General features: G+C 70.8%; 18 protein-coding genes. 9 read left to right on the plus strand and 9 right to left on the minus strand.

Going from position 1 to position 17,705, the window contains the following annotated elements; genetic code table 11:
* The first annotated feature begins 71 nt into the window (after positions 1-71).
* A complete protein-coding gene (locus ACIQRW_RS00660; protein WP_403752341.1) occupies positions 72-1,661 on the plus strand; it encodes a cytochrome P450 in 1,590 nt (529 codons plus the stop codon).
* 140 nt (positions 1,662-1,801) lie between these two features.
* Positions 1,802-3,148: a 6-phospho-beta-glucosidase gene (locus ACIQRW_RS00665; protein ID WP_403752344.1), complete on the plus strand. Its 1,347-nt coding sequence runs from the start codon at positions 1,802-1,804 to the stop codon at positions 3,146-3,148.
* Positions 3,149-3,240: 92 nt separating this feature from the next.
* Here the strand turns inward: ACIQRW_RS00665 and ACIQRW_RS00670 are convergent, their stop codons facing one another.
* Positions 3,241-3,681, minus strand: a complete 441-nt coding sequence (locus ACIQRW_RS00670) for a hypothetical protein (RefSeq protein WP_403752347.1) — start codon at positions 3,679-3,681, stop codon at positions 3,241-3,243.
* Complete coding sequence (locus tag ACIQRW_RS00675) at positions 3,675-4,151, minus strand: ATP-binding protein (protein ID WP_403752349.1); 477 nt, start codon at positions 4,149-4,151, stop codon at positions 3,675-3,677. The genes ACIQRW_RS00670 and ACIQRW_RS00675 overlap by 7 nt, the downstream gene beginning before the upstream one ends.
* 207 nt (positions 4,152-4,358) lie before the next feature.
* On the opposite strand from ACIQRW_RS00675, the gene ACIQRW_RS00680 reads away from it, so the two are divergent.
* From ACIQRW_RS00680 to ACIQRW_RS00700, 5 genes are all read left to right on the plus strand, one after another.
* Positions 4,359-5,219: a helix-turn-helix domain-containing protein gene (locus ACIQRW_RS00680; protein WP_403752352.1), complete on the plus strand. Its 861-nt coding sequence runs from the start codon at positions 4,359-4,361 to the stop codon at positions 5,217-5,219.
* The gene (locus ACIQRW_RS00685) at positions 5,219-5,455 is read left to right on the plus strand and encodes a DUF397 domain-containing protein (RefSeq protein ID WP_018955330.1); all 237 of its coding nucleotides are present in this window, start codon (positions 5,219-5,221) and stop codon (positions 5,453-5,455) included. The genes ACIQRW_RS00680 and ACIQRW_RS00685 overlap by 1 nt, the downstream gene beginning before the upstream one ends.
* Positions 5,456-5,500: 45 nt before the next feature.
* A complete protein-coding gene (locus ACIQRW_RS00690; protein ID WP_403752355.1) occupies positions 5,501-6,310 on the plus strand; it encodes an SAM-dependent methyltransferase in 810 nt (269 codons plus the stop codon).
* A 28-nt stretch (positions 6,311-6,338) separates the two neighbouring features.
* On the plus strand, positions 6,339-6,773 hold the full coding sequence (locus ACIQRW_RS00695) for a YchJ family protein (RefSeq protein WP_403752358.1): 435 nt from the start codon (positions 6,339-6,341) through the stop codon (positions 6,771-6,773).
* An 87-nt stretch (positions 6,774-6,860) separates the two neighbouring features.
* Positions 6,861-7,451 (plus strand): GNAT family N-acetyltransferase, encoded by a 591-nt coding sequence (locus ACIQRW_RS00700; protein ID WP_403752361.1) that lies wholly within the window; start codon positions 6,861-6,863, stop codon positions 7,449-7,451.
* Between the two features lie 46 nt (positions 7,452-7,497).
* Here ACIQRW_RS00700 and ACIQRW_RS00705 read toward each other — a convergent pair whose 3' ends face one another.
* From ACIQRW_RS00705 to ACIQRW_RS00735, 7 genes are all read right to left on the minus strand, one after another.
* The gene (locus tag ACIQRW_RS00705; RefSeq protein WP_403752364.1) at positions 7,498-9,591 is read right to left on the minus strand and encodes an MDR family MFS transporter; all 2,094 of its coding nucleotides are present in this window, start codon (positions 9,589-9,591) and stop codon (positions 7,498-7,500) included.
* 57 nt (positions 9,592-9,648) lie between these two features.
* On the minus strand, positions 9,649-10,503 hold the full coding sequence (locus tag ACIQRW_RS00710; protein WP_403752367.1) for a hypothetical protein: 855 nt from the start codon (positions 10,501-10,503) through the stop codon (positions 9,649-9,651).
* Between the two features lie 118 nt (positions 10,504-10,621).
* Positions 10,622-10,798 (minus strand): hypothetical protein, encoded by a 177-nt coding sequence (locus ACIQRW_RS00715; RefSeq protein WP_403752370.1) that lies wholly within the window; start codon positions 10,796-10,798, stop codon positions 10,622-10,624.
* Between the two features lie 574 nt (positions 10,799-11,372).
* Positions 11,373-12,587, minus strand: a complete 1,215-nt coding sequence (locus ACIQRW_RS00720; protein WP_403752372.1) for an acyl-CoA dehydrogenase family protein — start codon at positions 12,585-12,587, stop codon at positions 11,373-11,375.
* 4 nt (positions 12,588-12,591) lie between these two features.
* Positions 12,592-13,065, minus strand: coding sequence for an SCP2 sterol-binding domain-containing protein (locus ACIQRW_RS00725; RefSeq protein WP_403752374.1), 474 nt, complete (start codon positions 13,063-13,065; stop codon positions 12,592-12,594).
* A 124-nt stretch (positions 13,066-13,189) separates the two neighbouring features.
* The gene (locus ACIQRW_RS00730; RefSeq protein ID WP_403752377.1) at positions 13,190-13,453 is read right to left on the minus strand and encodes a hypothetical protein; all 264 of its coding nucleotides are present in this window, start codon (positions 13,451-13,453) and stop codon (positions 13,190-13,192) included.
* 201 nt (positions 13,454-13,654) lie between these two features.
* Positions 13,655-14,869 carry a helix-turn-helix domain-containing protein gene (locus ACIQRW_RS00735; RefSeq protein ID WP_403752380.1) on the minus strand — a complete coding sequence of 405 codons (1,215 nt, stop codon included), beginning with the start codon at positions 14,867-14,869 and terminating at the stop codon, positions 13,655-13,657.
* A gap of 811 nt (positions 14,870-15,680) precedes the next feature.
* On the opposite strand from ACIQRW_RS00735, the gene ACIQRW_RS00740 reads away from it, so the two are divergent.
* Together ACIQRW_RS00740 and ACIQRW_RS00745 are read left to right on the plus strand one after the other, a co-directional pair.
* A complete protein-coding gene (locus tag ACIQRW_RS00740; RefSeq protein ID WP_403752383.1) occupies positions 15,681-16,616 on the plus strand; it encodes a hypothetical protein in 936 nt (311 codons plus the stop codon).
* Between the two features lie 212 nt (positions 16,617-16,828).
* Positions 16,829-17,485: a hypothetical protein gene (locus ACIQRW_RS00745; RefSeq protein WP_403752386.1), complete on the plus strand. Its 657-nt coding sequence runs from the start codon at positions 16,829-16,831 to the stop codon at positions 17,483-17,485.
* Positions 17,486-17,705: the final 220 nt, after the last annotated feature.

Genomic DNA, 17,705 nt, shown 5'->3' on the forward strand with positions numbered 1-17,705 from the left:
CGGGCCGCGACCCGTCGGCCCGTCCCGCCCGCTTGTGCACCAGCCCTGGAATCCTGATCCCTGGAGCCCCTGTGACAACCCCCTTCCACCACGAACCCGGCGCCGTGCCCCCGCCCCAGTGCCCGGCCCACAACCTCGACACCGGCCCCGGCGGACTGCGCCGGCTCTACGGCCCCGAGGCGGAGAACAACCCGGCGGGCCTCTACGACAAGCTCCGCGCAGAACACGGCACGGTCGCCCCGATCCTGCTCCACGGCGACGTTCCCGCCTGGCTGGTGCTCGGCCACAGCGAGAACCTCCACGTCACCCGTACGCCCTCCCAGTTCTCCCGGGACTCGCGGCGCTGGCGGGCCCTCCAGGACGGCAGCGTCGCCCCGGACCACCCGCTCGCCCCGATCTTCACCTGGCAGCCCGTCTGCGTGTTCGCCGACGGCGCCAAGCACGAACGGCAGCGCGGCGCGGTCACCGACAGCATGGAGCGCATCGACACCCGCGGGGTGCGCCGCCACATCAACCGCTTCAGTAACCGCCTCGTCAACGACTTCTGCGAGAAGGGCACCGCCGACCTGGTCAGCCAGTTCGCGGAGCATCTGCCGATGATGGTCGTGTGCGCGATCTTCGGCATGCCGGAGGAGTACGACGAGCGTCTCGTCCAGGCGGCCCGGGACATGACGCGCGGCACCGAGACCGCCGTGGCCAGCAACGCCCACGTCGTGTCCGTGCTGACGCGCCTGGTCGAGCGGCGCCGCGCCGAACCCTCGCCGGACCTGGCCTCCTGGCTCGTCGAGCACCCCGCGACGATGACCGACACCGAGGTCATCGAGCATCTGCGCCTGATCATGATCGCCGCCTACGAGTCCACCGCCAACCTCATCGCCAACGTGCTGCGCATGGTCCTGATCGACCCGCGCTTCCGCGCCCGGCTCAGCGGCGGGCACATGACCGTCCCCGAGGCTGTCGAGCAGACCCTCTGGGACGAGCCGCCGTTCACCGCCGTCTTCGGCCGCTGGGCGGTCGGCGACACCGAGCTGGGCGGCCAGCAGATCAAGGCGGGCGACGCCCTGCTCGTCGGGATCGCTCCGGCCAACACCGACCCCACCGTCCGCCCGGACCTGGCCGCCGACATGAGCGGCAACCGTGCCCACCTCGCCTTCAGCGGCGGCCCCCACGAGTGCCCGGGACAGGACATCGGCCGGGCCATCGCCGACGTCGGGGTCGACGCCCTCCTGATGCGCCTGCCGGACCTGGAGCTCGGTGTCGGGGAGAGCGAGCTGCGCTGGGTCGGCAACATCATGTCCCGCCACCTGGTCGAACTGCCGGTGAAGTTCGCCCCCAGCCCCCAGCAGAAGCTGGACGCCGACCCGCTCTCGGTGATGGCCCGCGCCGCCCGCCCGGCCGACGCCTGGGAGATCTCCTCCCCGGCCAGGCAGGTCCCCGAGCCCCGGCACGAGGCGGCCGTGGCGCAGCCCGCCCACGCCCCGGGCGTCACACCGACTCCCGCCCCGGGCGTCACACCCGCTCCCGCCCCGGCCGCACCCCTCGTGTCCGAACCGGCCCCTTCCCCCGAACCCGCTCCGTTGGCGACGATCCCGCAGCAGCGCCGGCCGGCCGCCCCCGCCCGGCTCTGGCAGGCGGTCGCCCGCTGGTGGAGCGGCTACTGACACACCGTCGCCCCCGCCCGACCGCGGCGGCCCCGGATCACGCCCACGGGCCCGGGGCCGCCGCGTCGCGCTCCGGGGCCGTGGGCGCGGCCGGCGGCGGAAGGCCGGACCTCAAGGGCTGTCCCGTACCATCGAGCAGCGTGAAACTCACCATTCTTGGCGGTGGCGGATTCCGGGTGCCTCTCGTGTACGGGGCCCTCCTCGGCGATCACGCCGAGGGCCGCGTCTCCCGGGTCACGCTGTACGACACCGAAGCCGACCGGCTCACCGCCGTCGCCCGCGTCCTGGAGGAACAGGGGCGGGGCATCGCGGACGCCCCCGCCGTCGTCGCCACCACGGAGCTCGACGAGGCACTGCGCGGCGCCGACTTCGTCTTCTCCGCCATCCGGGTCGGCGGGCTGGCCGGACGCGCCGCCGACGAACGGGTGGCCCTCGACGAAGGCGTCCTCGGCCAGGAGACCGTCGGCGCCGGCGGCATCGCTTACGGGCTGCGCACCGTTCCTGTCGCCCTCGACCTCGCCCGCCGCATCGCCCGGCTCGCCCCGCACGCCTGGGTCATCAACTTCACCAACCCGGCCGGCCTCGTCACCGAGGCCATGTCCCGGCACCTGGGAGACCGGGTCATCGGGATCTGCGACTCGCCGGTCGGTCTCGGGCGGCGCGTCGCACGCGTCCTGGGCGCCGACCCGGACCGGGCCTGGATCGACTACGCCGGGCTCAACCACCTCGGGTGGGTGCGGGGGCTGTACGTGGACGGGCGGGACGAACTGCCCCGGCTGCTCGCCGACCCCGAGCTGCTCGCATCCTTCGAGGAGGGCCGTCTCTTCGGCGCGGACTTGCTCCGGTCGCTGGGCGCGATCCCCAACGAGTACCTGCACTACTACTACTTCAACCGGGAAGCCGTACGCGCCTATCAGGAGGCCGAACAGACCCGGGGCGCCTTCCTCCGGGACCAGCAGGAGGGCTTCTACGCCCGCATGAGGGAGCCCGGCACCCCCGCCCTGGCCACCTGGGACCGCACCCGCGCCGAACGCGAGGCGACGTACATGGCGGAGAACCGCGATGTCGCCGGAGCCGGGGAGCGGGAGGAGAGCGACCTGGAGTCCGGCGGCTACGAACAGGTCGCGCTCGCCCTGATGCGGGCCGTCGCCCGCAACGAACGCACCTCGTTGATCCTCAACGTCCGCAACCGCACCGCCCTTTCGGCCCTGGACGCGGACGCCGTCGTCGAGGTGCCCTGTCTCGTCGACGCCAACGGGGCCCACCCGGTGGCCGTTTCCCCCCTCCCGGACCACGCGGTCGGCCTCGTCACCGCCGTGAAGGCCGTGGAGCGGGCGGTGCTGGAGGCGGCGGAGAGCGGGTCCAGCGCGGCGGCCGTCCAGGCGTTCGCGCTGCACCCGCTGGTCGACTCCGTGGCAGTGGCCCGGCGGCTGCTCGACCGGTACGTCGAGGTCCACCCGGGGCTCGCGTACCTCGACCGGCCCTGACCTCGCGGGACCCGCGTCGGAACGAGACGGGCCCGACCTGACCGGGCCCGGCTCGCTCCGACGCGGGCCCCGCCGCCCGGTCGCCAGGGAGACTACGGCGCGGACACGACGCTCGGCCTGCCGGCCGTGGCCCAGCTCGGCACCACCCCGGTCACCTGGCAGACCATCAGGAAGAGCGGAATGGGCGGGGTGTACGGGGTGAGACCGTCCGGAGAGTGGATCAGCCGGGGCCGCCCCCCGGGCACGTCCGCGTCACGCGCGTACGTCACCTGCTCGGGCCAGTCGAGATCCAGGTCGGAGCCGGCCGGGACGATCCACCACCAGCGGTCCGCGTCGGCGAAGACGCATCCGGTGCGCGGCAGATGGGACATGAGGCGGAAGCCGTGCCGGGCGGGCACCCCGACCGCGTCACAGCCCAGGGTGGCCGACATCGAGGCCGGCAGGACCAGCCGCACCCGGCCGCCGCCACGGGCCTGCTCGGGCGTCCGGGCCCGGTGCGCCGAGCGCAGCCTGGCCAGCGCGTTCTTCAGCATGGCTGCTCCGTGCCGGACGGCTGCTCCGCGTCGGGCGCCAGCTCCGCCCAGACGATGCGTCCGGAGGCGTTCTGGGCGTCGTGCGAACCCCAGGCGCTGCTCATCGCGTCGACCAGGAGCAGACCGCGGCCGTGCTCGTCGTCGGACGAGCGGCGCAGCCGCGGACCGTCGGGCTGGTGCCCCTGGTCCTGCACGGCTATCCGCAGTCGTCTGCCGAGCCGGCTCAGCTCGCACACCACCCGGGTGCTCGCGGTGTGCACGACGACGTTGGTCACCAGCTCGGAGACGATGAGGACAGCCGCGTCACCGGTGTCACGGCCCAGCTTCCAGGCGTCCATCCGGGCTCGCGTCAGCTCGCGCGCACCGGCCACCGACTCCGGGTGCGCCGGCAGCGCGAAGCAGTAACGGAGCGTCTCCGTCCCGGGGCTGAGGTCCATGAGCCGGGGGATGAGCGCACTGCCAGGTGCCACGACCGATTCCTCACAGTGGGGGCTGCGTCACGCTTCGTTCCCCGGGTGATCGGGGGCGGGCGTGACTGAGCGAACTGGTTCGGGAGTCAACTCTCCCCCTGACGATGACACTTGGCAAGAGGCACTCTGAAATTTCCAGAGTGACTGTGTCGTTGGGGGCGCACGCATGGCACACTGCTCGCAGAACAGCGCATGGGGAGGTCTGAAGTGAGCGAACCGCGGTCCGCCCCGACCGTGGGCCAGGTCGTTCTCGGCAAGCGCCTGCAAGATCTGCGCGAGCGTGTCGGTCTGACCCGTGACCAGGCGGCGAAGGTGCTCAGGGTCGCCCCGGCGACGATACGCAGAATGGAAACGGCCGAGGTCGGGCTGAAGATCCCCTACGTCCAGCTGCTGCTGAAGGCGTACGGCATCGCCGACCAGGAGGCCGACGCCTTCGTCGACCTGGCCGAGGAGGCGAACAAGCCGGGCTGGTGGCAGCGTTTCCACGACGTCCTGCCCGACTGGTTCAGCATGTACGTCAGCCTGGAGGGCGCGGCGAGCCTGCTGCGCATGTACGAGCCGCACTTCGTGCCCGGACTCCTCCAGACCGAGGGCTACGCACGTTCCGTGATGCGGACCGGAGCGGTCGGCCAGACCCGGCCCGAGGACATCGAGCGCCATGTGGCGCTGCGGATGGAGCGCCAGTCCCTGCTGGCCAAGGAGGACGCCCCCAGACTGTGGGCGATCATGGACGAGACCGTCCTGCGGCGTCCCGTCGGCAGTGTGCAGACGATGCGCGGGCAGATCGACAAGCTGCTCGAAGCCACGGAGCTTCCTCACGTCACGCTTCAGATCGCGGAGTTCGCCACCGGCCACCACCCGGGAACCTACGGACCGTTCGTCCTCTTCCGGTTCGCCGTCCCCGAACTCCCCGACATGGTCTACAGCGAGTACCTGACCGGAGCCGTCTACTTCGACGCCCGACCCGAGGTGGCCTCCTATCTCGAAGTCATGGACCGCATGGCGGCTCAGGCCGCGACTGCACAACGCACGAAGGAAATCCTCCGGGACTTCCGCAAGGAGCTGTGATGAACCACATATACAACGGCATGCCCGCCGGTGACCTCGGCTCCGAAGGCTGGTACAAGCCGTGGAGCGGCGGGAACGGCGGCAACTGCGTCGAGGCCATGAAGCTCGCCGACGGGCGGGTCGCCGTACGCCAGTCCGCCGACCCGGACGGCCCTGCTCTCATCTACTCCAACGGTGAGATCGCCGCGTTCATCCAGGGAGCCAAGGCAGGCCAGGCCGACTTCCTGCTCACCTGATATCGCACCCCTCCTCTGCACGGACACCCGACCACGGAGCGCGCCATGACCGGGCAAGAACCCCACTCCATCGAGATCGACACCAGCAAGCCGCATCCGGCCCGGATGTACGACTGGTTCCTCGGCGGCAAGGACAACTACCCGGTCGACGAACAGATGGCGCGACAGCTGCTCGCCCTGGACGCACGGGGCCGTGACATGGCGCGGGTCAACCGGGCGTTCATGCACCGGGCCACCCGCCGGCTCGCCGAGAGCGGGGTGCGCCAGTTCCTGGACATCGGCACCGGCATACCCACCGAGCCGAACCTCCATCAGATCGCCCAGCAGACCGCCCCCGACGCACGCGTCGTCTACTGCGACAACGACCCGATCGTGCTCGCCCACGCGGCGGCGCTGCTCCGCTCCACGCCCGAGGGCGCCACCGAGTACATCCAGGCCGACGCCCGCAAGCCGGAGACCATCCTGGCGGAGGCCGGCAAGGTCCTGGACTTCGACGAGCCGATCGCCCTGTCGATGCTGGCCCTGCTGCACTTCATCGACGACGAGGACGGCGCGGGCGAACTGGTCGACAAGCTGGTCGAGCAGCTTCCCTCCGGCAGCTATCTCGTGCTCTCGCACACCACCGGCGACTTCAACCCGGAGGGCGCCGCGCAGGCACGGGCCATGTACAAGGCGCGCGGGATGACGCTGCGTCCCCGCAGCCGCGCCGAACTCACGGCGTTCTTCGACGGTCTCGAACTGGTCGAGCCGGGCGTCTCGCTCTCCGCCGACTGGCATCCGGAGCTCGGAGAGGTCATCGACGTCCCGGGCGACGAGCCGATCCCCGGCTACGCCGGCGTGGCCCGCAAACCCTGAGCCCGCCGCCACGCGTCACAATGGACCCATGTCACGACGCACCTCCCGGCCGCGGGGGCCCGCCGCCGCGCGGATCACCCCCGCCTCCCCGTGCCCCTGCGGCCTGCACGCCGCCTACGGGGAGTGCTGCGGCCGCTTCCACTCCGGCAGCGCCGCCGCGCCGACCTGCGAGGCCCTGATGCGCTCCCGGTACGCGGCCTTCGTCGTCCGGGACGCGGCGTACCTGCTGCGCACCTGGCACCCCGGGACCCGGCCGCCCGGCGTCGACTTCGACCCCGCGATGCGCTGGACGGGGCTGGACATCCTGGAGACCACCGAGGGCAGCGCCTTCCACTCCACCGGAACGGTCACCTTCCGCGCCCACTACACCGACGACGGGCGCCCCGACTCCCTCCACGAGAAGAGCCGCTTCGTCCGGCACGAGGGCGCCTGGGTCTACACGACGGCGGTCTTCGTCGACTGAGCGGCGTGCCGGACGCGCCCTGACCGCCGCTCGCGGACCCGCGAAATCCGTTTCCCGGCGGACCGTGCGCGACCGTACGATCCGCGCATGAACGAGGACGACGAAGCAGCGACGCCCGATGCCACGCGGGAACGATTCTGGCGGGGCCGTGACGTCGCCTTCACTCCTGTCGAGCCCGACGACGCCGAACTGATCCACCACTGGCGCGCCGACCCGGTGGCCGCCCACGAGATCGGCGTCTGGCCCGGCTCCCTCCACGAATTCCGCGAGCGCGTCGAGGCCAACGTGGAGGACCGGGACCGGGACGACTTCCTCGTCCTCCTCGCGGACGGCACCCCGGTCGGCCACATCGCCCTCATCGAGGAGAACTTCGCCGACGGCACCGCCGAGGCCTACCTCCTCCTCGCCCCCGAGCACCGCCGCAAGGGCATCGGAGCCGACGCGCTCGCCGCCCTCACCGACCTGGCCTTCGGCGAGCTGCCCCTCCACCGCGTCGAGGCCGTCACCCATACCGACAACACGGCGGCCCTCGCCACCCTGCGCGGAGCCGGTTTCGTCCATGAAGGCGTACGCCGGTCCTCCTGCCTGCACCGCGGCCGCCGCCACGACAACGCGATCCTCGGCCTGCTCCGCGCGGAATGGGAGGCGCTGGTCCGCCCCCGGTCCTGGGAGCACTGACCCGTCCGTGCGGGAAGGGCCCGGGAGCGGGCCCCCGGCCACTGCCTCAGACCGGGGCCCCCACCCGCTTCGAACCGCCGGGACCGGCCGCCGGGGACAGCTCCTGGGCCAGGTCCTCCGCCAGCAGTCGTTTGGCGATCACGTCCACGGTGGCCCGGAGCTGATGGTCGTCGGGGCGGGCGCCGTCCTCGGCCAGGCGCTCGTTGAGCCAGCGGCCCCAGGCGTCGGAGATCACCGAGGCCTCGCGCCGGCCGGCCGCCGTGTGCGAGAAGATCCGGCCGTCGCCCGTCAGATAGCCCTCCTCGATCATTCGGTCGAAGACGGGCACCAGCACCTCCGGCGGGATGCGGTGCCGGGCCGCGATCAGCCCGAGGCCCGCGTGGCCGACCATCCTGGTGAAGAGGTCGACCTGCATCACCGCCCAGGCCCCCGCCATGTCGAGGCGGGTGTCGGACCCGGCGGTGATCTGCCGGGCGGTGTCCGGGCCCGCGCCGTGCAGGATCGTGGCCACGGAGTACTCCAGGACCTTCGCCGAGTCCCCGCTGCCCGGCTGGGCGAAGCCCTCGCCCATGTCCGTCGACCCGAGCCGGGCCGAGTCCCGCAGCTTCACCTCCTTCAGGAACAGCGCGACGACGAAGCCGATCAGCGCGATGGGCACCGTCCACAGGAACACGGTGTGCAGGGTGTCCGCGTAGGCCAGGGCCAACGGTTCCGACTGGGCGGCGGGCAGCGCGTGCAGCGCCTGCGGGCTCTGCGAGGCGCGGGCCAGGGCCGCCGGGTCGCCGCCCGCCGCCACCGCCCGCGCGACGCCGTCGGTGAGGTTCGGCTTCAGCGCGTTGGCGTAGATCGTGCCGAACACCGCCGTGCCGAAGGCGCTGCCCAGGGTGCGGAAGAACGTCACGCCCGAGGTGGCCGTGCCCAGGTCCTCGTAGTCGACGGTGTTCTGCACGGCGATCGTCAGCACCTGCATGGCCAGACCGATGCCGAGCCCCAGCACCACCATGTAGAGCGACTCCAGCCAGACGCCGGTCCCCGGCCCCATCCTGGACAGCAGGAACAGTCCGGCCGCCATGACCAGCGTCCCCACGATCGGGAACACCCGGTAGCGGCCCGTCTTGCTCACCACGTTGCCGCTGAAGATCGAGGCGGCCAGCAGACCGACGACCAGCGGCAGCGTCCGCACCCCCGAGAGCGTCGCCGAGTCCCCGTCCACGTACTGGAGATAGGTCGGCAGGAAGATCATCGAACCGAGCATCGCGAAGCCCACGATGAAGCTGAGGATCGAGCAGACCGTGAACACCGGGTTCCGGAACAGCCGCATCGGCAGCATCGGTTCCTTCGCCCGCGTCTCCACCACGCAGAACAGCGCCAGGGCGATCAGCCCGCCGGCGAACAGCCCGATGATCATGGGCGAGCCCCAGGCGTACTCGTTCCCGCCCCAGCTCGTCGCCAGGATCAGCGCGCTCGCCCCGACGGTGACCAGCGCGATCCCGGCGTAGTCGATGACCGGCCGGCCGGCGGCCTTCACCGACGGAATGTTCCGGGCTGCGGCGATCACCACCACGATGGCGATCGGCACATTGACGTAGAACGCCCAGCGCCAGGTCAGATGGTCGGTGAAGAGCCCGCCGAGCAGCGGCCCGATCACCGTCGAGATGCCGAACACCGCTCCGATCGCACCCTGGTACTTGCCCCGTTCGCGCAGCGGGATCACGTCCGCGATCAACGCCATCGACGTGACCATGAGACCGCCCGCGCCGATGCCCTGCATACCGCGCCAGATGATCAGCAGCAGCATGTCCGACGCGAGACCGCACAGGAACGAACCCGTGATGAAGATGATCGCCGAGACCTGGAAGACCAGCTTCCGTCCGAACAGGTCGCCGAACTTGCCGACCAGGACGGTGGCCACCGTCTCCGCCAGCAGATAGGCGGTGACCACCCACGACATGTGCGCGGCCCCGCCCAGGTCCGAGACGATCGTCGGCAGGGCCGTGCCCACGATCGTCTGGTCCAGGGCCGCGAGCAGCATACCCAGCACGATCGTCGCGAAGACGATGTTCCGCCGCCGCCGGTCGAGGACGGGCGGCGGCGCGGCGGCACTCTGCGCGGCGGGAGCTTGCTCGCTGGCAGTGGTCACCTTTGCACCCTCACACCGGCTCAGGACCCCCGCATGCGGGGGCGGGCCGGACGGGGGTCAGCGGGGCAGCGAGGCGATCGAGCTCTTCAGCCGCGCCACGAACGCCTCACGGACGTCCTCGCCGACCCGGTCGAGTGACAGATACGGATTGAGGTCCTCCAGCTCGACGAGCAGCAGCGCGCCGTCCGCCGTCCGGCAGGCGTCGACCCGCTGGATCCCGTGGTCAAGGGAGTTCCAGGCGATGAAGCGCCGGGCGAACGCCAGATCCTCCGCGCTCGCCGCGTACGGCTCCAGGACCCAGCGCCGTTCCGGGTCCGGCGCGTACAGCGCGTACTGGAAGTCGTGGTCGACGAAGTAGAAGGACACCTCGTGTCGGAAGTCGATACGCGGCTGGACGAGGAGCGAGCCCTCGGCCGCCCGCTCCAGCTCGGTGGCCGCCTCCGCCGCTGTGACGAAACGCAGCCCGACCGAGTCGGCACCCTGCTTCGGCTTGACCACGTAGGCGGGGGCGTCGGGCAGCTCCGGCAGATCCGCTGCCCGGTCCACCGTGGGTATGACCGGCAGGCCGGCCCGGCTCATCTCGACCAGATACTCCTTGCCCGCCGTGTCACCACGCCCGCCCAGCGGGTTGTAGACCGGCGTCCGCAGCTCCCGGGCCCGGGAGCGATACGCGTCGTACGCCTCCCGGTAGTGCAGCACGGGCCCGCTGTTGCGGATGAGCACGGTGTCGAAGCCCTCCATCAGCGCGGCCGCGTCCCGGGGGTGGCAGAGAGCGACGTCGAACGACTCGCGCAGCCGGGAGCCGAGGTAGATGTCCTCGTCGCAGTAGCGGCGGCCACGGGCCTCGTACGCGAGATCGGTGACGAGCAGGAGGGACAGGCGGCGTGCGCCGGCGGGCGTCGCGGCGGTCATGGGGCTCTCCCGGGATGAGGAAGCGGACGGACGATCACTATCGCCGACGCCCGGCCGGCCCCCCGGAGCGGGTGGTTCCCCTGACCTCGGGCCCTCACCGCTTCCCGTGACCCTGCGGTCAGACAGCGTCCGTGGGTCCGCCCCGTACAGCCGCCACCCACTCGACAAGCAGCCGCTCGTACTCCCGGCGGCCCTCGGGCGACACCACACCGCCATCGGCGACCAGAGCGCGGATCTCCGCGTTCAGCTCAACCATTGGGCGGGCAGGCGTCGGCTCGGTCGAAGTGGAGGTCATGTGAAGAGGCTAGTGGCAGGGAGGCCGGAGAGGCACCGGTCAAACGTGTGGGGCCCGCCACGGGCACCGTTCGTCGTCGGCCCCGAGGCGGCGCCGACACGTTGTCGTCCCCTGTCGCGACGCTCTCCACACCGTCGTCACCGATCGCCGCGGATCGTCACGACCGGACGATCCGAACCCTGTCGCCGCACGTCGGCGGGGTGTGGCGCGGCCTCGGGGCTGTTGCGTGCACGTCCCGACGCGCTCGGTGACGGTCGCCGTCCGGCCTGGCCCGACGCAGATTTCGACGGCTCCGTTCCCCATCGGCGTACGCGTTCGGGGCGACGAGGATCACATGGATTCGAGGCGGATCAGGCCCGGATCAGGCCCGGATCAGGGTCTGCTCAGGCCCGGATCAGGGCGGATTCAGCAGGGTGGACGGGCGCATCGGCGGGCGGCGGGTCGGTCGGTGGGGGCGATCCCTTCCCTCCGCCAACCGGTGCGACGCCGGACTCACCCCGTCGCCGCCACAGCCACCGCCGCCACAGCCACCGCCACCGCCGCCGCCACCACCGCCGCCACCACCGCCTCCGCCTCAGCGGATGTGCCGACCCGAGATCGCCCGCGCGATGACCAGGCGCTGGATCTCGCTGGTGCCCTCGAAGATGGTGTAGATCTTCGCGTCGCGGTACATCCGCTCCACCGGATGCTCCCGGCTGTAGCCCGCTCCGCCGAGGATCTGGACCGCCTTCTCCGTTGCCGCGACCGCGAGTTCGCCGGCCCGCAGCTTCGACATGGAGCCCTGGCCCGCGTCGAAGGTCCGGTCGTTGCGGGCCATCCAGGCGGCCTGCCAGATCAGCAGACGTACGGCTTCGATCTCGGTGCGGATATCGGCCAGGGCGAAGGCGATCGACTGGTTCTCGATGATCGGCCTGCCGAACGCCTCGCGCTCACCGGCGTATTCCAGGGCGTACTCGTAGGCAGCCCGGGCGATGCCGAGTGCCTGCGCCGCCACGGTCGGGCGGCTGACCTCGAAAGTCGCCATCGCCGCCTGGCCCTTGGCGGTGCCGCCCTCGCGCGCCCTGGCGAGTCGGGTGTCCAGCTTCTCCTTCCCGCCCAGCAGACAGTGCCCCGGTACGGTCACCTCGTCGAGGAAGAGATCCGCTGTGTGCGAGGCGCGCAGCCCCAGCTTCTTGACCGTACGGCCCGCCGTCAGGCCCTTCGTGCCGGGCGGCACGATGAACGCGGCCTGCCCGCGGGCCCCGAGCGCGGGATCGACCGAGGCGACGACGACGTGGACCTCGGCTATGCCGCCGTTGGTGATCCACGCCTTCTGACCGGAGATCACCCAGGAGTCGCTCGCCTCGATGTAGCGGGCCTTCGTCGTCATCGCGGAGACGTCGGAGCCGGCCCCGGGTTCGGATACGCAGAAGGCGGCGACCTTCGGATCGTCCTCGTCGCCGTAGCACTGCGGCACCCACTCGGCGAGCTGGTCCGGGGTGCCGGAGGCGAAGATTCCGGCGACCGCGAGCGAGGTGCCGAACAGAGCCATGCCGATGCCCGCGTCGCCCCAGAACAACTCCTCGTTGGCGATCTGGAGGGAGAGTCCCGTGGGGTCCCCGTACAGGTCGGCGAGCGACTCGAATCCGTACAGCCCGATCCGGGCGGCCTCCTGGATCACCGGCCAGGGGGTTTCCTCCCGGGCGTCCCACTCGGCGGCGGCCGGGCGTACCACCTGGGCGGCGAAGCCGTGCACCCAGTTGCGCAGGTCCTGCTGCTCCTCGGTCAGGGCGAGGGAGAAGAAGCTCATGGGCTCACGCCTTCGGGATGTCGAAGTAGCGGGTCAGGCCTGAGGCGAGGCCGACGTCACCGGCGACCTTGAGCTTGCGCGTCATGAACATGGTGACGGGATTGCCGTTGCCGGAGACGAGCTTGAGGAACTCCGCGTCCCCCATCACCAGCGTGGTGCGCGGTTCGGCGTCCGAGCGGCCCGGGGTGATCCGGCAGGCTCCGTCAGCTATCGCGGTCTCGTAGACGGCGTCGCTCTCCCCGGTGATCTTCCAGCGGATCAGCGCGGTGAGGCCGCCGGCCGCCTCGGGCCGGAACTGCTGCTTCATCCGGCCGAAGACCTCGCCGAGTATCCGGGTGCGCAGCTCGCCCCGCATGACCTCGGCGAGCTGCTTCGCGGACAGGCTCTTGACGATGCGGGCGAACTCCTCGGGCGCGACCGCCGCGAAGTCGAGCCCGGACAGGTCGTCGGTGAGGTTGCCGCTGCTGGTTCCGTCCACGCCAGTTCCTTACTCCAAAGTAAACTTACTTTTGAGTAAGGTAAGGGGAGTGTCGGCTCCCCGCAAGGCCGGTCCACGGGCGGTCGCGGTGAGAGGGGCGGGTGGGCGGAGGGGTGAGGGGCGGTCAGAAGGACGAGCCGGGCAGCACGGCGAGTTCGGGGTGGTGCGCGGCCAGCATCTTGTTGGCGCGGGCCAGGTCGGACAGGGCCTGTTCGCGGTCGGCCTGGTCCTCGACGCCGAGCCGGGGGCCGCGGAACCTGCGTACCTCGCGGGCCGCGCAGTCGGCGTCGAACTCCGCCTGGAGGATGTGCGGCGGAATACACGAACCGATCAGCGCGGCGACCCGGTCCGGGATCGGCACGGGGACGAGGAGGTGCGAGGCGGTCATGGGACGTTCCCTCTCGGATGGTTGGCCAGGAGGCGGTGCACGGGGCCTGCCGCCTGTTGGGCGGCAGGTTCCTTCCTGTGTACGGGACGCGGTTCCGGGTTTCTCGTCGGATACGTCTCCGTGTCGCAACCGTTTGGGACTGACCGTCTATTTCGCCTTACGCGCCGGTAAGTTGACCCGCCGCGCCGAACGTGATCCGGATCAGGGGGATGTGCCCGTGGCACGGGAGCGGAGCCGTAACGCGCGCAGCACCGCCTCGGTGGCGAAACGGCTCTCGGGATCGACGAGTTGGTCACCGAAGATGGTCTCCAGGCTCCGCATGCGGTAGCGCACGGTCTGCGGGTGGACATCCAGCAGTGCGCCCATCTGGGCCGCGGTGCCCCGGGTGTCGAGCCAGATCCGCAGCGTCTCGACCAGCCGGTCGCGGCGGGTGGCGCTGATCCCCGCGACGGCGGCCAGCTCCCGCTGGGCGAGCTGGTCCAGCAGGGCGGGGTCGGACAGCAGCCACAGGGTGGTGAGGTGGTCCTCGCAGCGGATCAGCGGTGCGTCGTCGATCACGCCGGAGTCGACGAGCTCCAGGACCCGGCGGGCCCAGCGGATCGACTCGCAGGCCAGCGCCGTGGGTACGGTCAGCCCGATCGCCGCGCGGCCGGCCGGTAGAGCCTGTTCCAGCATGGATCTTCGTGCGTCGTCCACTGCTCCGGGGATGAGCAGATGGGGCTGCGGGGCGCTGAGATCGACGAGGAGGTCGCGGTCCGCGCTGAGCCGGTCCAGCTCCGCCGGGGCGCGGACGGCGATCAGCGTGACCTCCTCCGGCAGCGCCCACCCGACCTGCTCGCACAGATCGGCGATGGCGCTGCCGGGGGCCGGGCGTCCGGCGAGGATGAGGTGGAGCAGACGGCGGCGCAGCGCCTCGCTGTGCTCTCCCGACTGGGACTGCACCTCCTGGAATCCCTCCCGGGAAAGCGATTCCAGTTCGTCGACGTAGGCGAAGAGCGCGTCGGCGAAGCTCAGCATCAGGGTGGGGGACAGGTGGTAGCTCTGCCCGACCTTCTTCGCTCGCCGCAGGGCCACCCGTGCGCCCAGCCGGTAGGCCCCCTGGAGGGTGTCCATGCTCCGGCCCTCGTACGCCTCGAACCGTCCGAAGCGCCGGCACATGTCGTCGCGGAGGGTGGTGGGGGAGGCGGGCTCGGCCACCAGATCGACGAAGGAGGCGAGGCTCTGCTCCACGCCCACCCGGATGGCCTGCCCGTTCGGGCCTTCGAGCAGTCGGGCGTATTCCGGATAGGCCCGGGTGACCTCGACGCCGATTTCCTTGATGAGGCTGGGCAGTTCGGGCCGCATGATCGCCGCGAATTCCTGCGGGAGCGGTCCCAACGGGTCTTCGGTATCCAACGGCTGTATGAGATGTGGCATGACAGGTCCCCTTGCTCTCGGCGCCCGGTGGTGGGGTGAGGCGGTGGGGGGAAAGCGCTCCCACGAACCGACAGGTGCGTACCAAGTTCGCGACGAAGATAGACCAACGAACAGGCACTGCACACCACTTGGACAAGATCGAAGTGCAGGGGGCACACAACCCGGCCGCACTGTGCGACTTCCGTGCAGGTCGGGCGGCACTACGCGCTTTCGGACAATGAATTTCGGCCGCCTGCTCCGGCGATGACAACAAAGCCGTTCCGCTGCCCGGAGAGGTTCCCGGAGTGGTGCGCGCGGTATCGGTCGACCCTCGTGACGAACGGGCGCGCAGGCGGCTCACCACGGCGAATGATGGTGGGTGGCTGCTCTTTGCTGAGCATTTTCGGCCGAGTGGCTGATTTGCGCGCCACCCGAGAGGGGGTGGAGGTGGGGATTCCGGTCGCCCCCGCCCCCGTGGGGCCGCGTACGCACGGCGCGCGGGGTTCCGGTCGCCGCTGCGCAATTCCCTGCCCCCGGGTGCGCATTCCTTGACAAGGGGACGGTGCCCCGATGCTCATTTCCGGATCAAAAAGAGTGCGCTGCAAAGAATCTTAGACGGACGGATTGTGTCGCCCGGTTTCCCGCGAGTAACATCACGCCTCGATCAATTCGGTCACGAAATCTGCCCGAAATTTGATGCTCCGATCCTCCGCCCCTGGGCCCACCCGAGGCTCCAACACCGTCGAGAAGTCGTCGCGGTGCGGGCTCGCATTGCAGAACCGCTCAACTTCGTGCACGAGGCCGCGCCACGGCGGCCGACAGAGGGGACGACATGAGATCCGTTTCCAATCGAACCCGCGTAGGTCTGCTCGCGGCGTTCACGGCATTCAGTGCTCTGCTCTCCACCGGCTCGGCCACCGCCGCCACCCAGCTCAACGGCGACTGGGCGCCCTTCGACCGCTGCCCGGTCGACGCGGCCCCCATGCTGGCCGCGGACGGCCTCAACACCATCGCGACCTGCATAGCGTCGAGCTCGGCCACCGGAACCATCACGCTGGGCAAGACGAAGGTCTCCACCGGCAACACCGACCTGCAGCTCGGAGTCATCCAGCGCCCCGACGGCACCGCCTCCCTGGTGGCCCCTCCCGAGGGGGCGCTGACCGCGGATCCGGCGGAGATCCCCGGCGGGCTGATCGGCCTCATGTGTCCCAGTGGAATTCCGCTCGTATCGGGAATCTGCCGTCAGTTGACGGACAACAATCTCAACCGCGTGACGGCCACCATCGAACCGGCCGGAGCGCCGCGCGACTTCCATATGAGCGCGGCATTCTCCACCGGTGAGCCCATTCTCACCATCCCGGTCCGCATCCACCTCAAGAATCCGTTCCTCGGTGACAAGTGCTACATCGGGACCACTTCCAACCCGGTGCTCCTGAAGCCCCAGAACGTGACGGCGCCGAGCCTCTCGCTACAGCGGTTCTCGGCCGACGGGACCCCGAACGACGACGAGGGCGAGATGGGGCGCTACACCTTCGACGGCGCCGACCAGGGTGACGCCACGTTCGCCGTTCCCGGGGCCAGCGGCTGCGGTGCCGGGCTCCTGGACTGGGCGGTGAATCTCAAGACCGGTCTCCCGTCCGCCGCCGGAAAGAACAGCGTGACGCTCGACGCCACCACGACGTACTTCGGCAGCCCCTACGACCCCGCCGGCCTCGCGCCGAACGAGGGCAGGAAGCTGTCCGAGTTCTGGCACTCCGCGAAGCGGTAGCCCCGGTCCCGATCCGCCGGACCCGCCCTGACGCCGAGTACCGAGGAGGTGATGCGCGACCGCCCCCCATTCCCTGTCCGCGCACCTCGACGCGAGCCGGTGCCGTGGACCCGCCGAGTGCCGCACCGTCCGGCACGGCGAGCAACTGAGCAAGCGCCTCTCCAGTCACGTTCAGTCGAATCCCCAACGGGACGAGAAAAGGGAGTACCCCCATGTTCAAGCGAACCGGAGTCCTGACCGCGATCGGTGCCGCCGCGGCATCCGTCGTCCTGGCCGCACCGTCGGCCGTCGCCGCGCCGACCAGCTGGACGATCAGCCCGACCGGTGCCTTCAAGGGCACCGCCGGAGTGACCGTCCTGACCGACAACAACGGCAACAAGATCCAGTGCGCGACCTCCGCCGCCTCGGGCTCGGCGCCGACCTCCCCGGTCGCCGGCAGCCCGGCCAAGCTCGCGTCCATCTCAGCGATCTCGTTCAACTCGCCGTGCACCGGGCCGTTCAGCTCGACGTGGACGGTGACCACCACACCGCCGTGGGAGATCTGGGGCCTGGACTACGCGGCGGGCGCCGGCACCAACTCCACGGGCCAGGTGACCGGCGAGATCAGAGCGATCAAGGCGAAGGTGTCCGGGAGCAGCATCCTCGGACCGTGCACTTTCGACGTGACCGGCAAGGTCGCGGCCAAGTACAACAACCCGACCCTGAACGGGAGCAACGGCACCCTCAACACCGCGGGCGGCGGGCTCACCCTGACCATCGCCAACAAGGTCGGCGGCGGCTGCGGCATCGTCGGCACCACCGCCAGCTTCCAGGGGCTGTACACCATCGTGAACACGGCCTCGGGCAAGTCCCCGGTCATCAGCGGGTGACCCGCCGCCGATGACGTCCCGTACCTGAGCGTCGTGCCCGGCCGTGCGCACCCGACGGCCGGGCACGAGGCGCTCCACCGGCGTCGGCCGGAGCCGCGGGCGCCGCTCCACCGTGCCGGCCGGACACACCCCGTTTTCGCGCACCCGCCGACAAGGGCGCGGCCGTGGATTGTCACCGGCTGCCAAAGTCCGAGCACCCGTGATCCGAACGGAAACCCGG

It is taken from the genome of Streptomyces sp. NPDC091287 (genome assembly GCF_044768525.1).
In the GTDB taxonomy this organism is placed as follows: Bacteria; Actinomycetota; Actinomycetes; order Streptomycetales; family Streptomycetaceae; genus Streptomyces.